The sequence below is a fragment of the Pseudoalteromonas rubra genome, from assembly GCF_005886805.2.
In the GTDB taxonomy this organism is placed as follows: domain Bacteria; phylum Pseudomonadota; class Gammaproteobacteria; order Enterobacterales; family Alteromonadaceae; genus Pseudoalteromonas; species Pseudoalteromonas rubra_D.
The window spans coordinates 2,153,192-2,177,071 of sequence record NZ_CP045429.1 but is presented as its reverse complement, the minus strand read 5'-3'; the positions used below and the strand labels follow the sequence as shown (position 1 = coordinate 2,177,071).

Sequence of the window (23,880 nt, the reverse complement as noted above, 5' to 3'; positions counted from 1 at the left end):
GTCAAAAATCCCACAAGTGAGGCTCACAAATTCAAAGTTGTCTTAATGAATGGGATAGTTAATTTTCGCTGGGCTGCCATTGAAGCATGATCCAGTTTATCAAGCACATCCAGCAAAGCACGCATATCGCGGCTAAGCCGGGTCAGTAAAAATCGCGCGCATTCATCACTGAGTTCAAGGCCCCGCATTTTTGCGCGTTTTACCAGCGCTTCGGCTTTATCGTCATCGCTCATTGAGCGGATCTGAAAGGTGGTCCCCCAGGTAAATCGTGATTCCAGATCCGGCAAACTCAAATTGAGCATGTTCGGCAGCAGATCTGCAGTCACAACCAGGCACTTTCCAGGTTCGTTAAAGCGGTTAAAGAAGTTAAACAGGGCTTTTTCCCAGGGCTCATCACCTGCTACCAAATGCACATCATCAATACACACAACATCGAGAGTTTCCAGGCCATCGAGCACCGCCGGACCAAAGTTAATAACCTCTCTGAGCGACAGCAGTATGGTCGACAGGCCCTGCTCTTGCGCATGGATACAAGTGGCATAAAGTAAATGCGACTTACCTGAATCACCCAGGCCACACAAATAAGTGAACTGAAAATCCTGCTGGCCCGATTCAAGCGCGCTTTTCAGATGCGTCACTTCAAGTGACTCCTCACCACCGAAATAAGCACTGAAAGTTTCATCATCAGGTAAAGTAACGGGCAACGCCATTTGCATTGGCTGCATCATATTATTGCCCTACCCAGCTATATCTCAGGTTATTTGCACTGGCAACCTGATAAAACGCACGAGGGTCAACATAAACGCTAAATGCGCGTTCTAATTTGAGTGATTTTTGCAGATCAACCACTGATGAACCATGTTCAACTTCAAATTTGACCAGATCCCCCTGGCGATAAATAACATCTACGTCCTGCACTGTGCTAATGCTCAGCAACTGCCTTCTGGCCAGTTCTATTTTACTGAATGAGGTCAGCTTATCCACGGTCAATACGGTGCTGCTGGTCGCATACGAACGATTGGGGTCTATCACATATTCGGCGGCCAGTGCCGTTGACATATCGTTAATCATGGCGATAAGTAATTGCTGCTTGTCACCCACTTGTTGAGTCGATTCAAACTGATCCGTATCTGTGTAGCGCCAATCGAGTTGCCAACTGCTGCTATTCGGTTGTTTAAACAAACGACCGGTTATGACTCGCTCTGCGTTATAACGCATCGAGGCGGCTTCAACCGGCTCCGAAAAATTTCCCCACACTTCAGCAATGCCGACCTGCGCGCGATCGGCCAAGTCCATCAAAGGTACAACGACGGGGATCCCCCACTCTGCTGCGGTGTCATAAATTAACCGCTCCAATTGGGGGTAACTTTCCTGGGTAACAAATTCTCGTCTCAGGTTGTCTTCTATCACCAACCAGATTGCAATCATGGGACGACGGTTGCCCCATAAGGGTAAATTGCTGTCTCTAACCAGCTGTTCGACTTTGTCTGCCTCAAACCTTACGCGTATTTTGATATCACCATCCGCAGACTCGATATACTCATACTTAAGCATATAATCAGAAATTCGTTTTTTACTTTGCCGGATTAATGGGTGATTTAAATGTTCCGTGCGACCTGTCAACTTTTGGATCACACGGTCCAGCGCTTGTTGACTGGCTACAACGCGCTTTGCACGCGTTTTGTTATCCACCTGTAAAGTGGCTTCGTATAGATCTGTTACCTCAACCGCGCTTGCAGCCAAACACCAGCCAAACAAACCCAGTAAAAATAATTTCAGTGCCATAACAACCAAAAAGTTAAGGAGAAAACCCGATCCTAATGCAATCGGCGCTGCAAAGCAAAAGCCAGTGCAGAGAGTTTTTAAATAGCTGATACCGGGTTGAGGGATTTGTCGTCAAATCGACGCTTGTTCATAAAAGTATGCCTGGTTTTTGCCCAGCTCTTTCGATGAATAGAGGGCACTGTCAGCGCACTTTAGCAGAGCTTCAGCACTGAACACCCCATTATTATTGGCAACGCCGATACTGCACCCACACTGTACCTTTTCACCGCCTTCCAGTTGAATAGGGGAAGAGATACAAGCAATAAGGCGCGAACAGATCTGCATTAACACTGATTTTTCAAGTGGGTCAGACAGAACCACGACAAACTCGTCCCCTCCAAGGCGACACAGCACATCGTAAACACGTAGCTCTCCCTGTATTCTCTTGGCAACTTCCTGCAACACAATATCACCACTGTGATGGCCATAGTTATCATTGATGGGTTTAAAGTCGTCTAAGTCCAGATACAAAATATGGACGGTAACCGAACCACGCTTTGACCGTTCCGCAAGATTATTCAGCTCCCGGAATAGAAATTTTCGGTTCGTAAGGCCCGTTAGCGTGTCGTGTAGCGCTTCATGCTCCAACCGCTGTTGCAATGCCTCCCGAATACTTATTTCTTTTTGCAACTCAGACAAGCTCGATTCGAGCTCTTGGGTGCGTTCCGCTACTTTGATTTCTAGTTCACCCTGATAGTTTTGCAATACCGTATTGGCTTCAACTAAAGCTTGTTGGTTATTGAACGCATCCAGGGCAGAGGAGATCACATGGCTAATCGTAAACAGCACATCGACAATCACACCTGAGTATTCATCTTCACGACGATAGGATTGAATGATAAATGCGCCCATAAAGTTATTGCGATTGACCAGGGGAAAACAAAGCCATTGTTTTGGCACTGTGCCGATGATATTTAACCGCCCTTCTGCCACCATTTCATTCAATTGCTCAGTGGTGTAGTTACACACATTTTGCGACTGCAAAGCATAGGCTGTTAATGAATGGGCGATTTCATCCAGAGACAATGCTTCTAAATCTTCCGGGTCAATGTCATCCTTTACATCATGAAAATAAGGGAAAGTCAGACTGCCATCTTCTCGATATAGCACGACATAAAAATTATCCGCATACGTCACCTTTTGCAAAATACAGTGTATATCCAACAAAAACCTTTGGATTGAGTCACTCGTATTTAAGCAGGCCACTATGTCTGTCATGCTGTCAATCACTTCTCCGCTGTCGAGGGCTTCTTCCGTCGTCTCTGACAAAAACTCATTCATCCGGTTCTCACTTTTTCACCTTTCGTCGGGCACTTATTTAGTTTAGTCGAGGTTTTATCAGATTGCGTTGATAATCATTCTTTGGTGATCACATGGATTTACTCATGAGTTAGTGCTTGACATAAAACTGCAACCCTTTATGTTTACACTATTTAAACATACGAATAACAAAACTTACGATGCGTAGAGTCACGTTTGTCCTTCTTCATGCCTTGGTCATCTTATTGGTGGTTTGCAGTCTGCTTACCGGCTTAAGATTTTCTTTGCTAACGCAAGATTGGCTGATGGTCATTAGCCCACTGCTGCCTGAGGGCGACTTATACCCTTGGCATATAGCCAGTGCCAGTATCCTCAGTGTACTGGCGACCTGTTTTTTGTTGCTTTCACTGTGGCGACCCTACCGCAGCAACCCAAACCAATATCACCTTTGGGTTAACCGTCTGGGGTATCTGATTATATTAAGCCTGCTGTGTTCAGGCTGGTTACTCTGGGCCGGTATATATGTTGCGCAGATGCAGCCACTGCACTTTTTCAGTATGTGGCTATTGCTACTTTACCTGCTCATCCATGGCTGGATTTACTTCATTCAGTATGGCAAGCGCGTTTTATTTGCGCTCCTCCCCTCTCGCGTTGAGAAACAAGGTGTGTTTATCCTGACCTCTGTATGCACACTAGGTCTTCTGTTGTATGCCGGTATTCGCTATTCGGCAGACACACTTGAAGTCGCGTCGCTGAGTCCAAGTGAGTTCATTGACATAGATGGGCACGGTGATGAGGCGCACTGGTTAAGAGCACCTGTTTACACCATAGAAACCCATGGCGGCGCTAACTTTAACGGCGGCCGCAGCACCATTCGCGTGCAGGCACTGGCGAATCAATATGAAAGCTATTTCCTGATACGTTGGACCGATCCCAGCATGAGCACCAACCACCTACCTTTATTAAAAACCAAGGCCGGCTGGAAAATCCAACAAAATGGCTTTTACCAGTTTGACGAGCGAACTTTCTACGAAGACAAACTGGCTGTGATGCTTTCCCGCTCATGTTCTGGTGGGGCTGACAATACCACCTATCTGGGCCACCGACCCCTAGATAGCAAGCCACCTAATTGGCACGGCAAAGGTTTCCACGCCAGTATGGATGGTGAAATACGGGATTTATGGCACTGGAAAGCGGTGCGAACCAATGACATGTATCAAGCCGATGATAATTTTTTTGGTCCACCGGCCCTGGTGCAGCAAGGGCAACGCCGCTATACCGCCGGGTATCAGCCTGATGGCAAAGAGAGTGGCGCTTATGTGATGAACTGGCAGTGGTACACACCAGGGACCGTTATCCCAAAACGGTTACCACACAAAGGCAATGTGCATCTGAACGTCTTACCCTGGTTTGGCAGCACGCCCTATCACGAAAAAAAGGATATGTTTTTACCCGGAAGCAAGCTCTCATCTATTCTGTACCGCTCTAACCGGTTCGAGGGAGACCGAGCCGATGTCAGAGCACGAGGTAGCTGGGACAGTGGTATCTGGACCCTTGAATTAGTGCGAAAGCATAACACCGGCTCTATACATGATGTGCCGCTTGAAAGTGGTACTTGCATGTGGTTTTCGGCTTTTGACCATGCTCAGGTGGCACACACCCGCCACATTCGTCCAGCCATCTTAAGGTACCCGCTATGATCACACGTCTATTAATGTCATTGGCGACCGCTGTCATTGTTATCTCGTTGTTGTGGATAGAACCTTTGAGCCCGGTCGTCCAGCCTCATCCAAGGTTTGTTAAACTGGATCGATCAGGTCATCCATTATCTCCCTGGCAGGGCCCCTGGTCCTGTGTGTTAGATACCCAGCGAGACCTGATATGGGAGGTTAAGACCGACAGTGAAAACATTCATGATGGCTACTGGACCTACTCCTGGTACATCTCATCTGACGAGAGCATACAAAGTCAGGCCAGAGGCGAAGCGAACCTGGGAGATTGCTATTTCGAATCGTCGCGATGTGACACCCAGGATCTGATCAACAGAGCAAGGCAGACAGCCTTGTGTGGCCTGACACATTGGCGCCTGCCTACCAGTGGTGAATTAAGCAGCCTGCTGCAGAACCCGGCCCGCCCGGGACATGTGCATATCGCTCAGGACTTTTTCCCTCATATGAAGCATGGTGATTACTGGAGTGCGGATCATTCACAGCCTCTTTCAGGCCATTATCAACGCTTTAAACAAGGTGCGACCGCGGTCAACTTTCATACCGGGGAGCAGTACCCACTTCCCTACCGTAACGCAGCGTTTGTGCTACTGGTGGCCGACTTACCAACGGAGTTTAGATCTACACGCCTCAAAGGCGTGACCCATTAACCAACAACAGGAAACGAGTCTATGAGAGTGCTTTTAGCGGGCCTCACCACGGTTGCTTTATATGCCACCACTGCCCACAGCGCCAGTGATTATCACCGTCTGATCTGGGACACTAACCCCAGTCATCAGGCCACTGTGGGGTATACCCCTACTGGCGGCAGTAACCATTACATTAAATATGGCACAACGACGAATGAGCAAAGTTGGACCACAGTGCAACCGACAGCCACGAGTGTTTTTGATGGGAGCCTGCAAAGCGAGTTTGTGACGTTAACCGGACTAAGTGCAAATACTACTATTTACTATCGCGTATGCGACAGCACCGGATGTGGCCAGCGCTTATGGTTTAAGACTGCCCCTCAAACTAGCACAGGGTTTGTCGCCATCGCTGGCGGAGACACCCGCACAGGCTGGACGACTCGACGTGAAGGCAACGAACTGGTCGCAAAGATCCGCCCTTTGTTTATCATGCATGGTGGTGACTATACCAATGCCAATTCAGCTCAGGAAATGCGAGAGTACCTCAAAGACTGGCAGCTGACATTTTCAAACGACGTGATCGACGGGCAAAACTATAAACGAATTTACCCGTTTGTTGCCACATTTGGTAACCACGAAGGTGACAACTTTAAAACGCTTTGTCAGGTATTCGGCGTAGACTTTGACAAAGATGGAGCCTGCACCAATAAAGACAGCTATGGTGCCTTTAATATTGCTAACCTCCTGCGTGTTTACACCCTAAACAGTCAGTATAAAGACAGCGGCTGGTCTGCCTATGCGACGGCTATGAACAACTGGCTGAAACAAGACTTGCAAAGTAATGGCGCTAGCACCAAGTGGCGCATTGCTCAATACCATAAACCCATGTACCCCCATTACTCTGGTAAGTCAGACAATACGATTTTGCATACCTGGTGGGCTGATTTGTTTTATCAGCATGGTATGAACCTGGTCGTGGAATCCGATACACACATCAACAAGCTGACCGAAGCTCTACAGCCTTCTGGGTCCGGATTTACCAAAACCACCACAGGCGGTACCGTGTATGTGGGTGAAGGCAGCTGGGGTGCCCCGGCACGCTCTGCCAACGACCCAAAAAGCTGGACGATTGATTTAGCCAGCATTCAACAGTTTAAAGTACTAAGTGTTGCACCCGACACCCTGAAAGTACAAACCGCGCAATTCACAGCTGGCGCAGATACGCTCACGCGCGAACAACGTGCTGCCGACGCGCTGGCGCTGCCTGCCAATATCAGTTGGTGGTATGCCAGTGAGCTTGGAGAAACCATGACACTCAAGCGCGCCGCCAATTCGCTGTCAATCATCGACAGAGACAGTGGCCCGGTTGACCCGGGCAATGAGCTGCAAAACGGCCAGCCTGTCGGTAACCTGTCAGGCGCCGCTGACAGTGAAAAGGTCTTTACCATGCTTGTACCAGAAGGAGCAAGTAATCTGCGCTTTACCATGAGTGGTGGAAGTGGCGATGCCGATCTTTATGTACGCTTTGCTCAAAAACCCACTACCTCAACGTATGATTGCCGCCCATATAAAGATGGTAATAATGAAAGTTGCAGTATCAACCCGGCACAAGCTGGCACTTATTATATCGTGGTCCGAGGTTATCAGGCGTTTTCCGGTGTATCCATAGTCGGCCAATATGATCTGGGCACCCCACCGGGAGATGGTAATAAACAAGTCTGGACTGGGTTGAATGCAACAACAGGCAACTGGATCCATAAAACCTTTGATGTGCCAGCCAGTGCCACTAAGCTCACCGTCAGTACCTCCGGCGGCAGCGGTGATGCCGATCTGTATGTTCGTTATGGCGCCCAGCCAACCTCATCCAGTTACGATTGCCGTCCATACAAAGATGGCAATGCCGAAACGTGCACACAAACTCAACCTCAAACCGGTACATGGCATATTTCTGTGAAAGCCTATAAAGGCTTCAGCGATGTCACATTGACCGCAGAGTATTGATAGTCTGACGCAATCGGGAGAGCAATCCCCCTGCTCTCCTTGATTTTTCTCGATATGCCCTTATCTTTCAGTCCTGACTTTAAAGGGGCAAATTTATGAAATATCTGCATACTATGGTTCGGGTCGAGAACCTCGACGCATCATTAAATTTTTACTGTGATCTACTGGGTTTGGTGGAAGTAAAACGTAAAGACAGTGAAAAAGGCCGTTTTACACTGGTTTATCTGGCTGCACCAGGCCAGCTGGAAGACGCTAAAACGCACTTTTCTCCCACCATTGAGCTTACTTACAACTGGGATACTGAACAATACACTGGCGGGCGCAACTTCGGGCATTTAGCTTTTGCCGTAGAAGATATTTACGCGCTGTGCGAAAAGCTTCAGGCGGCGGGCGTTACTATTAATCGCCCTCCCAGATGCGGGCACATGGCTTTTATCAAATCCCCCGATGGTATCTCCATTGAGTTGTTGCAACAAGGTGAGCCGCTGCCACCGCAAGAGCCCTGGCTAAGCATGGAAAATACCGGAAGCTGGTAAAGCTGCTCTGTCTTAGTGACAGTCATTAATTGATAAATTTGGGTTCAAAACCTGAGCCCGATATAAACGCGCAAGACTCAACCCGGACCTGCATCTATCTGATAACGGCTTAATAATTGTGTCAGCTTGTTGTGAAATTCTCGATCACTGAGTATGGCTAATAACCTGTCGTACTGAGGCTGGAATTGTTTTGGTAAAAGCATCGCCCGATAGTAAGATTCATGAGGTTGTTTGGACAGGTGGAAATGGTCCTGCCAGCGATTCTTTTTGATAAAGTAGTTTAGTGTTGAACGGCTGACAATCGCAAAATCAACACGCTCTCTCAGTGCCAGCTCCAACAAACCTTCTTCACTGTTTGCATCAACGCGCTCAAGCGCCCCCGCTTTTACCGGCTTAACCGTGCGAAAATAATGATAACCCAAAATGCCACCAAACTTTTTGTTGGCCATAGAAGCCGCGCCATCGTATTCAAAGGGGTTTTCAGCACAAGAGACAAATTCATCGGTGTCATACATCAGGGCAGCACTCCACAAATAACGTGATTTATCGGGGTCTTTAAACCACACAGGGTGAACCCCCAATACAGCACCATCGAGAGTTTGCTCGTTAAGATCCCGTTCAATACGCCTGCGTGGCAGGTAGACCAGCTTATAACGGGTGTGAGACTGAGACGCATTGAGTAAGGCTACAAAGTCAAAATACAAGCCGCGTTGCTCTGCCTGATTCATGATGTAAGGCGGTTTATTGTGGTAGACATAGATGTTCAGCCGCTCTGCTGCATGCGACGGCAATAGTACACTGAATAAAAGTAAGATAAGGCCATTAATCAACAGGTTTAATTTCACAAATAGCTGCCACAAAAGGCTGGAGAAGACCCTTTAAATCTAGAGCCTGTCTCTCCAACCTTCAAGCACGTTTATTAAATAGTCTTAACCTTAGTTACACCAGCCATCGTTATAAGTAACCTGGATAGTGGCACCACTTGGCGCACCGCTCACCTTCAAATATCCCCAGTACTGGCTTTGCCCGCTGAGGTTGATACATTCACCATTGCCTGCGCGCTCGGAGCGAGCGTCAACATTGCTCCCGTCAGGCCAGCCCTGATTACTGTACTCAAGCGTCAAATCACCATTGCCATGTGCAGTTTCAATGCGAATGCTCTGCTGACCACTCACATTCTCCAGGCTAAACCACATAGGATCCTGATCACTTAGGCAAACCGCCTGATCAGCGGATAGTCGGCCACCAGAGACACTGCCCTGGTCCACGCAAGTATCCGGCAAACCCGCTACCGGTGCTGTAAAGCTTGCGACCAAGCTCACATCAGTGTATGCGTTATAACCTCTGAGCATTATGTAATACTCTCCGGTCTGCGGTGTCGCAACATCGCATCGCTCAGCGTTACCGCCGACATAAGGTCGACAATCGTAAGTGTCCAGCGTTGGCTGCTGACCATGGCTCAGGTATAAATCAACATCACCCGTGCCATCACTAGTGCTCACCGTCAGATCAGTTGCCCCGGCCGGCAGTTGGACTTTAAAGTACTTCAGTTCGTCCTGAGCGCCAGCAACACGCACTGCCTGACCATTTTGCAGCTCAGTGATCCCCTGATCTGCGTCAATCACGGCCTGAGTGGTGACTTGATGTGCCAATCCCTCACTGTCGGTTACTTTTAATGTCACCGTATAATTTCCGGCATCCCCGTAAGTATGTGTGGGGCTGGCCTGGGTGCTCTGCGCGCCATCGCCAAACTGCCACAAATAGCTCAGGCTTTGACCTTCAGGATCTGAACTGCCCTGACTGCTGAAGCTGACCGCTGAACCAGCGGTACCCTGATAAGGCCCATTGATCACGGCTGTTGGTGCCTGATTGGTGTCCCCGGCCAGTTGCTGTGTCCACTGAGTAAACTCGTTGCTGTACTGTGCGGCCCACTTATTCATACGCGTTTTATAGGCACTCCAGTTACCAACCCGCGTCTCCCCCAGCATTGCATTGACTTCATCTTTATGTGTTTCAATCATGAAGCGTACCGCCAGATAGCCCCAGCGATAGATACGATCCTGGTCAAAACCATCATAAGTGGTTTCAAATACTTCGCCTAACTGATATGTGCTGCCGTCTTTAATTGTATCAATGGCACGCTGATTGTCGTTCAGGTTTGCCACATACTCTGCAACCCCTTCGCTCCACCACACGATTGCCTCAGTTGGCGCGTTAAAATCACCATACAGGTCAAAACGGCCATCCAGGTAGTGCACGTATTCGTGCTCCAGATTCCAGACATAGTGATCAGCCTTAGCATAACTGGCTTCATAGGCAATGAAGTTTGCCTGGTTGCCAACCACACTCGGATCGCCTTCCAGATACATACCGCCGTTATCTGTGCCAATACCAAAAATTGGTCCAGCATACTTTTTGTAGTCACTGCTGCTGTTAAAAATGTTCACCTGTAGCATTGTATTGTTGTCATCAGCAACTGGCGTTTGATTGGTTTCGAGCATGGTATGGAAGCGAGTCTCTTCCGCTGCCATAGTGTCACATGCTGACAGATGTTGTGCCTGAGTCATATCTTGAGATCGAATACGGATTGTGCTGCTGCACTGATAGGTCTGTGACAAGGCCTTGTTGGTCAGCTCCTCTTTAAACCCACAGATCCCAAAATCATTACAATCCGCGTAATAGGCCGCAACATCAGCGGCACCAAGCCAGATCCCATCCCCATAACCATAGCTCTGATAAGTCGAAAACAGCGCTTTGAGGGCTGTATCAACCGCGCTCTGGATAGGCGTACCCTGATAGTTTTTCAGTCGGGCAAGTTCTCTGCCCGCGTTAATAATCATGAATTCTGCGTCAGATCCCACCATCCAGCTTTGCTTGGTGAAATTAGCCAGTAAGCTAACCAGTTCCGTATCTTTACCAACCAGCGTAACGAAATCACTGTTCCATTGACCCCGGAATAAAATTGTGAAGATCCCATTAACCGCACCACGCATATGCCAGCTCGTTGCATAGCTTTCACTCCAGCGAGATAACCAGGCTTTGACCACAGGCAGATAAACGTGCTGCAGCTCGGCAGAGTCCATCGTCGTCATGACTTCACTCAGCACTTCTCCGTGCGCATCATTGTTGTCATAGAAATGACGGTTATTCACAAAGGCATCGAGGGCACTTCGAACCGTGCTCTGCACTGTGGGATCGAAGCTCACGGAGTCATTGTAAAACTCCACATAAAAACCCGCACGAATAAACAAAAACAGCGCTTCCAGCTCACTGCTGCCGGCGCCACTATAGCTACCTGACAGAGTCGTCGCTTGCTGCGCCGCGGCCAACATTTTGGCCGATGTAAAAGTCGCCACCTGAGTCGCCGACGGCGCACTGAACAGATCATTAACGCAGGTTGCACCCTGCCCCGTGATCTGTGCCACGATTGTCGATGCACTCGCGTTAGCAAATGCGGTTAAGTCACAGCCACTGGCAAGATCAACCTGCCCAGACGCCATCTGCATCATCACGGGCAAATGTGAATGCAGCGCAGTGTCACGTGCTGCTGTTGGCGCGTTGTCCTGTGCGGCGTGATTATGACCCTCATCGCCATGTGCTAATTGCAGATCGGCCACACTCAGTGGTTTAAAGTGTCGTTCAATCTGTTGTTGTGCGGCTTCTACACTTGCACAGAGCAAGGGAAGCGCAGCGAGTATTGCTTTTATTTTCATAATTCAACCTTTTTAAAATGTGTATCCAAACCCCAGAAGAGGTGACATATTATTAACACTACGCACACAGTGTATACAATATAATTTATATAATTTTATTGAATATACCACCTAGCATTTCCTTTTAAGCATAATTTATTCATTTAAGTCAGAAAGTTATCGGTTTTATGAAAAGAATAAAAATGTTTAACTCCGCGAATTTGCTCATAAAACAGACAAAAGAGCAAAAAATTAGTAGCAAATTCATCAACAAAGGCTGAACCACAGGTGGCTATTTAACCGCCTCTTGTTAACCAATACTCAAAATGAAGTGCAACAGGTAGAGCCAGAATGTCTGGTACGTTGCCGTAAGGCTGGCTGTTAAACAGGCCGAAGATGGCATGCCAGATTGAGAAAGTTTCGCGATTGCAGCAATATGAGTGAAGTATCAACGCATGCTGCTCACGTTACGGGCGCGTAGATTGGGTCAACTCAACAGTGCCCGATAAACATCGGTGCTTTCTGAGAGGCCCTGGTGTTACCCATATGGTTTGGCAGAATTGGCAAGTAAAGTGGCACTCAATTTGACAACTCAGAGAAGACACCCAAAGTCTCTTTGCGCGCCAGCGTACGAAGTGGGGCACGATGCCAGGAGTCTGTTCCTCAGCTTGTATAGCGCGCAACTTTAAACACCGGTGAGGAAAAGTAAACCTTTTACTAAGCCTACAGCTGACTCAGGCTAACAACTTTCGTAGATGGTTAATACTTTTCAAACATTTTCAAATACTTACATAGCGATCAGACATGAGTATTACAATCTATTTCTGTGTTTAACTTCAAATAAATCAAAGCTCTGCCTGGTCTTTACTAATCGGTGTGTAACTCCGTAATAGATACAATCCCATGGTTTTCAATGGTAACTATCAGGGTTTGATGCTCTAATCTGATCGGGTATTGACCATCAGGCAATCGCCTGGCCGTCAGGTTATTGAGCCCGACAATCAATCCGTCCAGCTCGCTGGCCTTTTGTGGCGCTGCACCACCTCGCCCACGCATATACTCCATGCCCTGCTGAACACATTTTTCAACAACAGCATCAGCCACTTTTCGGCCCGCCTGGTGCTTCAGAGACTTAAACAATAACCCTTTGATTAGAGAAAACATAAAACTTCCAATATGCGATGACGACGATTCAGGAAGTGTAGCAAAGGTGGGTCCAGATGAGTATGACAAATCGTTTCAAAGTATGTAGGTGGGTGCTTGGGTGAATGAGCAGCGGACGGCCGCTCTAACATTTTTTTGGTCAGGAATGAGTTAGGACGAATACGTCCTTTTGAGTAACTTGTTATGTTTACTCACTTCCATGCCTTCAGGTTTTTCAATTTTAATAGTGCTTCTTGTTCTTCAAGCGATACCCAACCTAGATGATATCCAAGTATCATGTTGTAATGACTTTCAACTGCTTTCTCAGAAGCTGCCTTACTAGTAAAATGCTGGTACTCGAAGTAATAAACCCTGTTTGGTTCAAAATTGTATTCATAAGACAGGTTAGCGATCTTAATCAGAGCATTAGGCGTAAATGATATTTTGCGAGTCCCTGGGTCAATTTCCACTTTCGCAAAACCAGGGTAACCTATACAACCTTTATGAATATCATCGACACCAACTAGTAAACAGGAATTAACACCTGCCATGTCTGGTTGAAAGAAATAAGCTATAGATTTGCCATTGGAAGGTTGTTCGTGCATTTGAAATGCAGCGCCTGTTGATTGTTTACCTGTACTTGCGCAGCCCTGAATCATTAAGGCTATAATTACTGCTAGAACTCTCATTTTTATCCTTTATATAAATCTAGAAGGAAATTATAAGTGACACCCACCAATAAATTCACGGACCAATTGTGGGCAGGTTCAATAAAGAAATGCAAGACCATCAAATGCTACGCTTCCTATAAGCTCTGAGCATTAAAAGTCATACGTGTAAGCACGAAACCCTGAAGAATAATCAGATTCGGACAATACGAGAACGTACCCAAACCTGAGCTTGGATAAATCGAGATGGTATTTAAGGAAAGGTGTTAACCCAGTAATCGCTCGCACTGAGCCAAGTTGGCGCGTCGCCTTTTATGAAGATTCTCACAGTAATCTGTCACCGCTTGCTTTCGCCCTACCGCACCATGAAAGACTTTCGTAAACTGCGTAGTAAGCTTGTGCCAACTATCTGGCTCTATTTTCAATCGTGTCAGCAGTGGCTGACTATCGCTGATACAACCCCGCTTATCTGCACGCATGCATCGGCCTGTTAGCTCTACCAGCTGAATGTAATAGGTCAGTTCAAACGGCAGTCCTTTGGGCATGTGCTTTCTTGGGTTACCCGCAAAACGCAGTAGGCTTTTGGGTTGCTTTCCTTGCTGTGCATGCTCAATACGCTTTTTAATGCTGGTGTAGTCTGATGTTTCCGGTGTCTCTGCCATTTTGGCTCTGATTGGGTTCAGGTCAACATACGCCAGGCACGCTGCCAGCGCTGCTTCATCCAGTAAGGCCTGTGACTTAAATCGTCCTTCCCAAAACCGGCCTGTACAACCATCTTCTTTATTGGCCTTGCGGGCAATGCCTTCATTCAACACCCGCATGAACCAGCTGATGCTCGCAAGGCGTATTCTGAATTCATTGATGTCTGCATCAAGTAAACTTTGCTCTGACTCGCTAAGCTCATCACCATTGATGTATTTTTGTGTCAGCCAGCTACCTTTAAACAGTTTATGCCAGCGAAGTACTATCGCTTTATCTGATAACCTTTGCGCTTTCTTATCATCCACATACAACACGATATGCGTATGATTGCTCATAACGGCATAACCACACACATCAATGCAAAACACCTTCGCAAGGGTCAGTAATTTTTCCTCAACCCAGTCTCGCCGATGTTCATAAGACTTGCCCGTGACGCGGTCTTTGCCGCACAGAAATGCCCGGCGAACACACCGGGATATACAGTGGTAGTACTTAGTATCTGATAAGCTGACCTGCTTCTTCCTTGCCGTTGGCATAATATTTCATCCTCAATCCTTTGAGTATTACCTAAAGGTAGACCGCGTACATTCCGCGCGCCAGTTTCAGGTGGGTGTCTCTGTTTGTCTTTCCGCACGCCAGTTTCGGGTGGGTGTCTCTGTTTGTTCGAGGCACGCTGCCAGCGCTGCTTCATCCAGTAAGGCCTGTGACTTAAATCGGCCTTCCCAAAACCGGCCTGTACAACCATCTTCTTTATTGGCCTTGCGGGCAATGTCTTCATTCAACACCCGCATGAACCAGCTGATGCTCGCAAGGCGTATTCTGAATTCATTGATGTCTGCATCAAGTAAACTTTGCTCTGACTCGCTATGCTCATCACCATTGATGTATTTTTGTGTCAGCCAGCTACCTTTAAACAGTTTATGCCAGCGAAGTACTATCGCTTTATCTGATAACCTTTGCGCTTTCTTATCATCCACATACAACACGATATGCGTATGATTGCTCATAACGGCATAACCACACACATCAATGCAAAACACCTTCCCAAGGGTCAGTAATTTTTCCTCAACCCAGTCTCGCCGATGTTCATAAGACTTGCCCGTGACGTAGTCTTTGCCGCACAGAAATGCCCGGCGAACACACCGGGATATGCAGTGGTAGTACTTAGTGTCTGATAAGCTGACCTGCTTCTTCCTTGCAGTTGGCATAATTTGTCCTCCTCAATCCATTGAGTATCACCTAAAGGTAGACGGCGTAAATTCCGCACGCCAGTTTCGGGTGGGTGTCTTAGTTTGTCTACTCCATAGTGTCCAAGCACAAAAAGTCGTGCACTGAATGTCATCATGGAAAGAGCAACACGGCTAGTGCATATAACCAAGCTAGGCTCCAAGAGTGCATTAGTAATAAGCAATGCAATAATAAAACGCTTAAGCCCACAACACCCTGCTGAATTTGTTCTACATTCCGAACGCCAGTTTCAGGTGGGTGTCCGTTCAATCTGTTTGGTCGGGATAAGGCGCACAGCGTCGCCATCCAACAAAAATCATGAATTTACTTTGAAAAAACCAAGCCTACCGCGTTGTTCCAGTAACCTAAAATTAAGTATTTTACCTACAACCGTAACGCCCTGTTATACGTATTTTTTAAGCAGTTTTGCTTTAAGAATTTCGGGTTTCATTGCAGGCTTGGTGCGATGAAGCATGCGGTGACAATTTGAACAAACCACACAAACATCATTTAATGTACTGATGTAGTCCTCATCTTTTTCGTGTAAAGGATTCTTATGATGGCACTCGATAAAACCAGCGCCTAGTTCTTTTCCATACACTGACTCGAAATCAAAATCACAAACCTGGCATATAAAGCCAAACTCAGATTTTGCGTCTTTTACTAACTTAGCGTTACGCTTGAAATACGAAGCTTCACGTACCTGCCGTTCGCCCTCAGCATACTCCTGCTCTGGTGAGTTCTCTCTAATTTCATAGTCACCTAGATCATCGATTACATATGTTTTTTGTAAAAGATGACTAACATAGCCGGCTGAACCACCAAAGTGTTCAAGTCGATCGCTTTTCACACGATAAACATTTCCTGACGGTCGAAAGTTAGGCATATATTGAACATCTTTCTTGAACTGGGTCCAAGTCAGTTCGATATGCTGAGTTTTGAAAAAGAACACGTAGGGGAAATGACTACTTCCCCACAAAAAGTTTGAAAGATCTAAAAGCTGTTCTTTCCAAAAACCTTTTACATGACAAAGAGCTGGCATTTCACCATCACCACCAGTGGTCTTGATTAACAGCATGACATCGTCAACTTTAAGTTGACGAATAACACTCTTGGCGCCGTCAGGAACTCCCCAGACGTTACACCAGCCATCTGGAAACTCAGCTAGTAGCTTATCTTCTATTTCTGCTTGTAGATCAGGTGGACAATATTCGACGATGTCGGAAACAGCGACTTCACCAAAGACAGTTTTGGGAAAATCTGCATTAGCTCCTTTTAAGCCAACATCATGGAAAAATAACTGCATAATACTTCCTCTGAACTAATACGTATAACAACTTATTCTGTCCAAATTTGGTAGTTCATAACATACCAAAGCGGCTCATATTACATACCTTCATAATTCCACTAATAATTGCTACTGTAAACAGGCAGATAACATAGCGGCAAATTCCAGTTGGTGGGACAAATAGCATGGGACATAAAAGCAATCAAATAGAGCAATTAGCAGACACCCATTCCAAACTTGTCTGTCATACGACGCGGCAGGTTCAATAAAGAAATGCAAGACCATCAAATGCTGCGCTTTCTATAAGCTCTGAGCATTAAAAGTCATACGTGTAAGCACGAAACCCTGAAGAATAATCAGATTCGGACAATACGAGAACATACCCAAACCTGAGCTGGGATAAATTGAGTTGCCACTGAAGAAAAAGTGTTAACCCAGTAACCGCTCGCATTGAGTCAAGTTGGCGCGTCGCCTTTTGTTAAGGTGCTCACAGTAATCCGTCATCGCTTGATTTCGCCCGACCGCACCATGAAATACCTTTGTAAATTGCGTAGTGAGTTTGAGCCAGTTATCCGGCTCTATTTGCAATCGTGTCAGCAGTGACTCATTTTCGCTGATGTAACCTCGCTTGTCTGCACGCATGCACCGGCCTGTTAGCTCAACCAGTTGAATATAATATGTCAGTTCAAAGGGCAGCCCTTTGGGCATGTGTTTTCTTGGATTACCTGCAAAGCGCAGTAAGCTTTTGGGTTGCTTTCCTTGCCGTGCATACTCAATACGCTTTTTAATGCTGGTGTAATCAGACGTTTCCGGTGTCTCTGACATTTTGGCTCTGACTGGGTTCAGGTCAACATAAGCCAGGCACGCTGCCAGTGCAGCTTCATCCAGTAAGGCCTCTGACTTGAATCTTCCTTCCCAAAATCGACCTGTACAACCATCTTCCTTATTGGCCTTGCGGGCAATATCTTCATTCAACACCCGCATAAACCAGCTGATGCTCGCAAGGCGTATTCTGAATTCACTGATGTCTGCATCAAGTATACTGTGCTCTGACTCGCTCAGCTCATCACCATTAATGAACTTGTGCGTCAGCCAGTTGCCTTTAAACAGTTTATGCCAGCGAAGTACTATCGCTTTATCTGATAACCCTTGTGCTTTCTTATCATCCACATACAACACGATATGCGTATGATTGCCCATAACGGCATAACCACACACATCAATGCAAAACACCTTCGCAAGGGTCAGCAATTTGTCCTCAACCCAGTCTCGGCGATGTTCAAAAGACTTGCCCGTTACGCGGTCTTGGCCGCACAGAAATGCCCGGCGAACACACAGGAATATGCAGTGGTAGTACTTAGTGTCTGATGAGCTGACCTGCTTTTTCCTTGCAGTTGGCATAATTTGTCATCCTCAATCCATTGAGTATTACCTAAAGGTATACGACGTACATTCCATACGCCAGTTTCAGGTGGGTGTCCGTTCAATCCTTCCGACGACGTACATTCCGCACGCCAGTTTCGGGTGGGTGTCTCTGTTTGTCGCGCACGCCAATTTCGGGTGGGTGTCTCTGTTTGTTCTCTGTTTGTCTTTAGGGGCGCTGGATAACCAGTCAAGCCCGGATATATGTCAGAGCAACACATTTATAGCGGACTGGACCAAGCATCAGGCATGGCAACACAGGTAACATAACGAACGGGATAACGAAAACTCGCTACCCCGCAGGCCTACTCGGCTTGACATCGCTGGAGCGTCCATATATGTCTCTGTTTGTCATTCTCTAATAATCCTTCGATACAGTGCTACGACTGGCTCGTCATTATTTTCTATATAAATGTCAGCAATTTCTCTTGCAACAGCCTGTCCGACCTGACCTAAGGAAATTATATTCTTAAATATTGTTTCTAAAGGGTCTAGATCATACATATAAAATGGCTTTGATAATGTTTTGATCCAAATGTCTGCAACATCCGAGGCATAGCCTTCACTCAACCTCGCCATTTCTTGCATAAACGACATACCATTGTGATCGTCATTAATATATGGAGCGACTGCCATCAACCAAGTTTTAGTATCCACATTCAGCTCTTCAATGTATTCCGCCCACAAAGCTAGCTTGGATGCCAAAGGCTTTGTATTAGAGTCTTGCTGATTTATTAGATCAACTAAATCAGGCCATAAAGCAAATACTAACACTTTGGTCTTTTCTACATTTTGGTCTCTTATAGACCATAAAAACCAAACAACTTTACTTAACTCACTTTCTTTTTGTCTAAATAAAAGAAGTCTCAACAAGCTTTTATCATCAAGTTGATCTCTTTTTTGAAGATACGCAATACATGCGTACTCTATATAGCGACCTTTAACCGTATCTGACAGGCTTTCATCATCTAGCAATGCAGGATAAAAATTCTTTTCTTTAAAATAAGCATGAATTTCTGGAATTAACCAACCTACATGTGAATAGGCTTGTAAAGCGCATCGCCATTGAAGAGATTTTTTTTCACCAAACATTGACTCAATATTTTGCACAGTCCAGTTTTTAGATAGATAAAAAAAGTTACGCACATACATTAATAGAATTGTAATAAACTCATATTCACCAGCAGCATGTGGCTTGCCCAGTTCATTATCGAATGTTGGCTGATAACCAGCCCATATTCGTTTTCGCTCTTCTGAATCTTTACCAACGTTTCTGCATTGGTATAGAGCTAATTTGACGTAAGCCTCGAGGCATCGACCTCTTGGGCTATTTATAGCGATAGATACTGCATCAGAGTTATCATTAAAATCTTCGCCCGATTCTTTGTTTAGAATTAGCTCAAGCGTATTTTTAACATCATCTGTTAACTCAAGCTCAAAAGCGCGTTCATCATTTTCACATCCAGCTTCGACTAATCGACAATATGAACTGACCACCCAATGTTTGTCGCCAATGAACGGGCCTGAATCGACATTATCAACGGAATCCCAAAAAGAAGCTTCATTGAACACTTTGCCAGCAAAGTGAATAATTTTAGGCCAAAGTTCATTCCACGGTCGCAGTGCTTTATCTGCCCATAACTTGGAGTAAGCAGAGAAAATTTTATGTAAATAATGTGGCTTAAGGTCAATGAATACATCTAAATTATTAAGAATTTCACAACTATCGAGTAAAACTAGCTCCTCAAACGTATTAACTAAACCCTCAATGCCCGGCTCATTGAAGTGTCCAACTTCTTTATACTCGTTTAAGAAATGTATCAACGAATCAATGTCTTCAAGCATAACAGCAAGTTCAGATACAGACAGTGGAGATACATCTACCGCAACGCCACCGCTCATATAACATGAAAAGTCGGGATGATCTGGCTCCACACCTGTAATATCAACACAAACTCGATACTTCTCTTGTGTCACTCTATTTTCATCTTTGATTGCGGCAAACCAATTTGACTGCTTGTAAGCAGTTGGTTTGCATAATAGCACTCCAGTGTGTTCCTCAGTTACACTCAATGATTCTATCGCTTCAATAACTGATTGTTGCTGCTCCGCTTGTAGTGAAGAAAAATTCTTGTGGATAAAATGCCAAAGCTCATGGCGATACTTATCATTAAAATGATTCGGCTGAATAACAAAATTTACCACTTCCTTATCTAGTTTTTCAAAGCATTCACCAGCAATATAAATAGCGACACGCTTAATCGTTTGGTAATCATTGCTGATTAACTCTATAAGTTTGCCATTAGCCTTATTGTCAGAATCTTGTTTTACGTAACCTAACAAGGCATCTCTAAAAAGCTTTAAAACAATATCACCTGTGTCATTGTGTCTTCTGTTTTGCTTATGCTCAGGTATTGAATTTCGCCAAACATTGGACCATTTATCATTGCGATTAATATCGAGTACTTCTTTGAGTTTTTGCTCACATAAGTTTACTGCTAGCAAGCCCAACTTTTCACCGAGAGCTAAAGCATTCTCATCTACAAATTTTCCTGCTTGATAGTCTCCAAAGCCCAATACGGCTTCATATTTTTTGTCTGAGTATCTGCCTTCAACACTGTGAATCTCAAATATCTTGTCCAACAAAAAGGTGGCGAATGAAACCGACTGCTCGGTATTAATTTCAATCAGCTTTAACATCCAATCACTGATTTCTTTATTAACAAGATAGCGGTCAAATTTATCGTTTAGCCAGTCGCTAACACAGTCAAGATCGTCAAGTTTGATAGCCTCTAAAGGGATATTTCTAAGAACCTTACTGAATTGCCACCATGTCCTGTAGTTAGAACGCTCGTTTACCATAGCGTATTGAGTTACTTCTTTTAGCAGGCTTAAATATTTCCGTGCCATTTCAACATCATTTTCATCTCTTAATTTAAGAGATGACGAAACAAGGTATTCAGTGATGGGCCATGAAGGAATTTGAAAAGTGTTATCAGCCGTCTCACGTGGCTTAGGGTTTAGTTCTGGTGAAAATAGGCCGCTATCTTTAAATGCATCAAACCATATTAGGCTATCAACTTTTTTAAAAAGCCAAGGTTGTAAAGCCGGGTCATCTATTACTCTCTGTAAAGCACTTCGTTGCTTAGCACTTAATTCATTACTCATCCAGATCTGCCTCTAACGCAGCTAACTTGTCAACAAGAGCTAAGTCTTTAAACTCAAGTTCATCGCACCACTTGTTGATAATGGCTTGCTGTTGTGCATAATCTTCATGATCTCTTGGAAAAACGATCAGTTGTGCATTAAATGATTGCTCATAGTAAGCTTTCAATTTGTTAAATAATGGCTCTTCCGCATTGAAGAAGCCTTGTAATATAAACAGTCGCTTCTGAGGTTCTTCTTTCTGATTACTAGACTTCAATATATATTCAAGTATTTCAGTTTCTTCCAATCCATAACCAAGAAATAGAACGACTTTCGTGGAAAAAAGGTGGCTGAGGAACTTAGGGACTTCATCGGAGACGTAGTGTTCCAAGTAATCCTTAGTTGTAACAATCATACTTGATGGATCATCTACACAACCATGCAAGTGAATCACCGCCCCTCTTGTATCTAGTTTTGCGTTTAATAAATCTTCACGTTTGAAGCTACGCCAACTGGTTTCTGGTTTACCTTGAGATTTTGTTGGCTTGATCAGCTTATCGTAGTTTGTAGTTACAAAAGTACAATCATATTTGTTTATAAAATCATAGACATTACACAAAGGCTTATCTAATTCAAATATTTTTTTATAGTCAACTTTTGCACCATTATCCTCATCCAAAATCTTGGCAATTGACAAACGTTTCCTTGGGTCTGGAAGGGCATTAATTAATGACTTTTCATGGTGATCGATAACTTCGTTTTTAACAAGCTGATTTACCACAGTATCGGCAAATCCATCCCATGAAGGATGGCCTGCCATTCTTGATATTCCTGCACCTATGAATAAGACCAAATTTCCCGCTTTCGCAGCCTCGATTATTTCTTCTGGTAACTTAGGTTCTGGTCGTAGAGCCGCCATTAATCTACCTTTACTTTCCCTGTTAGCAAATCTTGCATCAGGCCTTTCATTTTAATGCCTTAAGAAATCACTCTAACCATCAGTTAATTTACATGATTTTTACCATTAATAAAACATAGTATGTGAATATGAAGTCTTTAGGAAATAGAATTTGAGTAATGAACCCATACACGCTACGCTGCACCTAAACAGATATCAACTTTTAGAACTCAATCATTTGTCTTGTAACTTTTTTTCGGGGCAGAAACAAGTTACACTGGTAGGTCAACTTTTGGCAAAAACAGCCATTCACTGTCAGATTAGATTCAACCCTAAAGATCAGATTTTCTAACCTTCGAAGTTTTATTCATTAATTAGTTGAATAGCTAACGCTAAAACATTCCTGTCCACAAACAAGTAATAACTAAACCCCCGCTTCTAACACAAAAAACCGTCAGATTAAGCTCTATCAGCCAAATCTGACAGTTCAAGTTAAGACTTATTTATCTTAAGCAACAGTCTGCGCTTTCTTAATAATAGAAAACAGCTGATCTTTTAGGTGCAGGCGCTGTTTTTTCAGTGACTCAAGATAGTCGTCAGAGGTGTTTTCTGCGCCGGTTTCTATGCGATGTACCTCGTGGTCGCACTCATGGTACTCTTTAAACAAACGGGCGAAGTGTGCGTCGTTCATTTTCAGGTGGTGGATCTCATCTTTGTATTCAGGAAACTCGTGGTGCAGATCATGTTTTTCAATTGTCATAATACGGTCCTTTCTATTTTGCGCATTTAATACAAGTCGTTGTGTAAGGCAGAGCGTTTAAACGCTCCGGGTTGATTTGTTCTTCACAATGCTGACACAAGCCATAAGCCCCCTGCTCTATACGCAGTATCGCTTGATTCACCATTACCAGCTCTTGCTTCGCTTCCTGGTGAATTTCGTCCAGTACATCGTCGTTTTCACGCTCTGTATTTTGCTCTGCGAAGTTGGCCGACCGGCCCTTTCTGAAATCGGCTTCAATGGCGGCTATCCGTTGACTCAGTTCGTTTTGTTTGGTTTTGAGAAAACTATTTAGTTGGTCAGCAGTCATGATGTTCTCCTTTGTTAAACTCATCATAACGCGCTACTTTTAAGGCTCTTTGATCTGGCACAAGGTTAAGGAGTGGGCAATAAAAAACCCGACACTGGGTCGGGTTTTTGGTGCTATAGGTTAGACAAATCTAGACATATTCAACTTCGATGATGTCGTATTCAACGCTACCGTTAGGAGTTTGAATGCTCACTGAATCATCCAGTTCTTTTCCAATCAGACCACGTGCAATTGGCGAGTTAACTGAGATCAGATTGTTTTTAATATCTGCCTCATCATCACCTACGATTTTGTAGGTCACTTCCTCGTCCGTATCAACATTGACTATGGTCACCGTGCTGCCAAAGATCACTTTGCCATTGTTTGCCATTTTAGTGACGTCAATGACCTGTGATGTTGACAGCTTGGCTTCAATTTCCTGGATGCGGCCTTCACAGAATCCCTGCTGCTCACGTGCAGCATGGTACTCGGCGTTTTCTTTCAGATCGCCGTGTTCACGGGCTTCCGCGATATCGGCAACGATCTTTGGACGGACGACTTTCTTTAAGTGGTTCAGTTCTTCACGAAGCATTTCTTCGCCTCGTACTGTCATCGGAATTGATTGCATAGTATCTCACTCATTGCCAGA

General features: G+C 45.1%; 19 protein-coding genes and 1 pseudogene. 4 read left to right on the top strand and 16 right to left on the bottom strand.

Annotated elements, in window-relative coordinates; translation table 11 throughout:
- Nucleotides 1–23 precede the first annotated feature (23 nt).
- From hda to CWC22_RS09330, 3 genes are all read right to left on the bottom strand, one after another.
- The gene (hda, locus tag CWC22_RS09340) at nt 24–728 is read right to left on the bottom strand and encodes a DnaA inactivator Hda (RefSeq protein WP_125559376.1); all 705 of its coding nucleotides are present in this window, start codon (nt 726–728) and stop codon (nt 24–26) included.
- A 1-nt stretch (nt 729) separates the two neighbouring features.
- The gene (locus CWC22_RS09335) at nt 730–1,785 is read right to left on the bottom strand and encodes a DUF2066 domain-containing protein (RefSeq protein ID WP_171045063.1); all 1,056 of its coding nucleotides are present in this window, start codon (nt 1,783–1,785) and stop codon (nt 730–732) included.
- Nucleotides 1,786–1,896: 111 nt separating this feature from the next.
- Complete coding sequence (locus CWC22_RS09330; protein WP_138538305.1) at nt 1,897–3,105, bottom strand: GGDEF domain-containing protein; 1,209 nt, start codon at nt 3,103–3,105, stop codon at nt 1,897–1,899.
- 263 nt (nt 3,106–3,368) lie between these two features.
- Here CWC22_RS09330 and CWC22_RS09325 point away from each other — a divergent pair, with 263 nt between their 5' ends.
- From CWC22_RS09325 to CWC22_RS09310, 4 genes are all read left to right on the top strand, one after another.
- On the top strand, nt 3,369–4,784 hold the full coding sequence (locus CWC22_RS09325; RefSeq protein WP_230090634.1) for an ethylbenzene dehydrogenase-related protein: 1,416 nt from the start codon (nt 3,369–3,371) through the stop codon (nt 4,782–4,784).
- Complete coding sequence (locus CWC22_RS09320; RefSeq protein WP_125559368.1) at nt 4,781–5,461, top strand: DUF1566 domain-containing protein; 681 nt, start codon at nt 4,781–4,783, stop codon at nt 5,459–5,461. The genes CWC22_RS09325 and CWC22_RS09320 overlap by 4 nt, the downstream gene beginning before the upstream one ends.
- Nucleotides 5,462–5,482: 21 nt before the next feature.
- Nucleotides 5,483–7,441 carry a pre-peptidase C-terminal domain-containing protein gene (locus CWC22_RS09315; protein ID WP_138538307.1) on the top strand — a complete coding sequence of 653 codons (1,959 nt, stop codon included), beginning with the start codon at nt 5,483–5,485 and terminating at the stop codon, nt 7,439–7,441.
- Nucleotides 7,442–7,536: 95 nt separating this feature from the next.
- On the top strand, nt 7,537–7,977 hold the full coding sequence (locus CWC22_RS09310) for a VOC family protein (RefSeq protein WP_138538308.1): 441 nt from the start codon (nt 7,537–7,539) through the stop codon (nt 7,975–7,977).
- 77 nt (nt 7,978–8,054) lie between these two features.
- On the opposite strand, the gene CWC22_RS09305 is transcribed toward CWC22_RS09310, so the two are convergent.
- From CWC22_RS09305 to greA, 13 genes and pseudogenes are all read right to left on the bottom strand, one after another.
- Entirely contained in the window at nt 8,055–8,822 is a 768-nt protein-coding gene (locus CWC22_RS09305; protein ID WP_138538309.1) for an amino acid ABC transporter substrate-binding protein, read from the bottom strand.
- Between the two features lie 90 nt (nt 8,823–8,912).
- The gene (locus CWC22_RS09300; RefSeq protein ID WP_138538310.1) at nt 8,913–11,690 is read right to left on the bottom strand and encodes a collagenase; all 2,778 of its coding nucleotides are present in this window, start codon (nt 11,688–11,690) and stop codon (nt 8,913–8,915) included.
- Between the two features lie 846 nt (nt 11,691–12,536).
- The gene (locus CWC22_RS09295) at nt 12,537–12,833 is read right to left on the bottom strand and encodes a hypothetical protein (protein ID WP_125559357.1); all 297 of its coding nucleotides are present in this window, start codon (nt 12,831–12,833) and stop codon (nt 12,537–12,539) included.
- 191 nt (nt 12,834–13,024) lie between these two features.
- Nucleotides 13,025–13,501, bottom strand: a complete 477-nt coding sequence (locus CWC22_RS09290) for a DUF2846 domain-containing protein (RefSeq protein ID WP_138538311.1) — start codon at nt 13,499–13,501, stop codon at nt 13,025–13,027.
- A gap of 245 nt (nt 13,502–13,746) precedes the next feature.
- On the bottom strand, nt 13,747–14,718 hold the full coding sequence (locus tag CWC22_RS09285) for a transposase (RefSeq protein ID WP_195879864.1): 972 nt from the start codon (nt 14,716–14,718) through the stop codon (nt 13,747–13,749).
- A 129-nt stretch (nt 14,719–14,847) separates the two neighbouring features.
- Nucleotides 14,848–15,390, bottom strand: a pseudogene (locus tag CWC22_RS09280) (transposase); the annotation flags it as partial.
- A gap of 422 nt (nt 15,391–15,812) precedes the next feature.
- Nucleotides 15,813–16,715: an HNH endonuclease gene (locus CWC22_RS09275; RefSeq protein WP_138536700.1), complete on the bottom strand. Its 903-nt coding sequence runs from the start codon at nt 16,713–16,715 to the stop codon at nt 15,813–15,815.
- Nucleotides 16,716–17,126: 411 nt separating this feature from the next.
- Nucleotides 17,127–18,098 carry a transposase gene (locus tag CWC22_RS09270; RefSeq protein WP_195879863.1) on the bottom strand — a complete coding sequence of 324 codons (972 nt, stop codon included), beginning with the start codon at nt 18,096–18,098 and terminating at the stop codon, nt 17,127–17,129.
- A 372-nt stretch (nt 18,099–18,470) separates the two neighbouring features.
- Nucleotides 18,471–21,287 carry a hypothetical protein gene (locus CWC22_RS09265; protein ID WP_138536697.1) on the bottom strand — a complete coding sequence of 939 codons (2,817 nt, stop codon included), beginning with the start codon at nt 21,285–21,287 and terminating at the stop codon, nt 18,471–18,473.
- Complete coding sequence (locus CWC22_RS09260; protein ID WP_138536695.1) at nt 21,280–22,185, bottom strand: SIR2 family protein; 906 nt, start codon at nt 22,183–22,185, stop codon at nt 21,280–21,282. The genes CWC22_RS09265 and CWC22_RS09260 overlap by 8 nt, the downstream gene beginning before the upstream one ends.
- A gap of 487 nt (nt 22,186–22,672) precedes the next feature.
- Entirely contained in the window at nt 22,673–22,924 is a 252-nt protein-coding gene (locus CWC22_RS09255) for a YdcH family protein (RefSeq protein ID WP_046003101.1), read from the bottom strand.
- Nucleotides 22,925–22,937: 13 nt separating this feature from the next.
- The gene (locus CWC22_RS09250) at nt 22,938–23,252 is read right to left on the bottom strand and encodes a TraR/DksA family transcriptional regulator (RefSeq protein ID WP_049863424.1); all 315 of its coding nucleotides are present in this window, start codon (nt 23,250–23,252) and stop codon (nt 22,938–22,940) included.
- Nucleotides 23,253–23,382: 130 nt separating this feature from the next.
- Entirely contained in the window at nt 23,383–23,859 is a 477-nt protein-coding gene (gene greA / locus CWC22_RS09245) for a transcription elongation factor GreA (RefSeq protein ID WP_010386114.1), read from the bottom strand.
- Between the last annotated feature and the right edge of the window lie 21 nt (nt 23,860–23,880).

What these genes read in the sequence shown, in the direction of transcription:
- CWC22_RS09265 (WP_138536697.1), bottom strand. Translation starts at nt 21,287, where the DNA reads ATGAGTAATGAATTAAGTGCTAAGCAACGAAGTGCTTTACAGAGAGTA.
- CWC22_RS09315 (WP_138538307.1), top strand. Translation starts at nt 5,483, where the DNA reads ATGAGAGTGCTTTTAGCGGGCCTCACCACGGTTGCTTTATATGCCACC.
- CWC22_RS09250 (WP_049863424.1), bottom strand. Translation starts at nt 23,252, where the DNA reads ATGACTGCTGACCAACTAAATAGTTTTCTCAAAACCAAACAAAACGAA.
- CWC22_RS09290 (WP_138538311.1), bottom strand. Translation starts at nt 13,501, where the DNA reads ATGAGAGTTCTAGCAGTAATTATAGCCTTAATGATTCAGGGCTGCGCA.
- CWC22_RS09295 (WP_125559357.1), bottom strand. Translation starts at nt 12,833, where the DNA reads ATGTTTTCTCTAATCAAAGGGTTATTGTTTAAGTCTCTGAAGCACCAG.
- CWC22_RS09260 (WP_138536695.1), bottom strand. Translation starts at nt 22,185, where the DNA reads ATGGCGGCTCTACGACCAGAACCTAAGTTACCAGAAGAAATAATCGAG.
- hda (WP_125559376.1), bottom strand. Translation starts at nt 728, where the DNA reads ATGATGCAGCCAATGCAAATGGCGTTGCCCGTTACTTTACCTGATGAT.
- greA (WP_010386114.1), bottom strand. Translation starts at nt 23,859, where the DNA reads ATGCAATCAATTCCGATGACAGTACGAGGCGAAGAAATGCTTCGTGAA.
- CWC22_RS09300 (WP_138538310.1), bottom strand. Translation starts at nt 11,690, where the DNA reads ATGAAAATAAAAGCAATACTCGCTGCGCTTCCCTTGCTCTGTGCAAGT.
- CWC22_RS09335 (WP_171045063.1), bottom strand. Translation starts at nt 1,785, where the DNA reads ATGGCACTGAAATTATTTTTACTGGGTTTGTTTGGCTGGTGTTTGGCT.
- CWC22_RS09310 (WP_138538308.1), top strand. Translation starts at nt 7,537, where the DNA reads ATGAAATATCTGCATACTATGGTTCGGGTCGAGAACCTCGACGCATCA.
- CWC22_RS09255 (WP_046003101.1), bottom strand. Translation starts at nt 22,924, where the DNA reads ATGACAATTGAAAAACATGATCTGCACCACGAGTTTCCTGAATACAAA.
- CWC22_RS09330 (WP_138538305.1), bottom strand. Translation starts at nt 3,105, where the DNA reads ATGAATGAGTTTTTGTCAGAGACGACGGAAGAAGCCCTCGACAGCGGA.
- CWC22_RS09270 (WP_195879863.1), bottom strand. Translation starts at nt 18,098, where the DNA reads ATGCCAACTGCAAGGAAAAAGCAGGTCAGCTCATCAGACACTAAGTAC.
- CWC22_RS09285 (WP_195879864.1), bottom strand. Translation starts at nt 14,718, where the DNA reads ATGCCAACGGCAAGGAAGAAGCAGGTCAGCTTATCAGATACTAAGTAC.
- CWC22_RS09275 (WP_138536700.1), bottom strand. Translation starts at nt 16,715, where the DNA reads ATGCAGTTATTTTTCCATGATGTTGGCTTAAAAGGAGCTAATGCAGAT.
- CWC22_RS09320 (WP_125559368.1), top strand. Translation starts at nt 4,781, where the DNA reads ATGATCACACGTCTATTAATGTCATTGGCGACCGCTGTCATTGTTATC.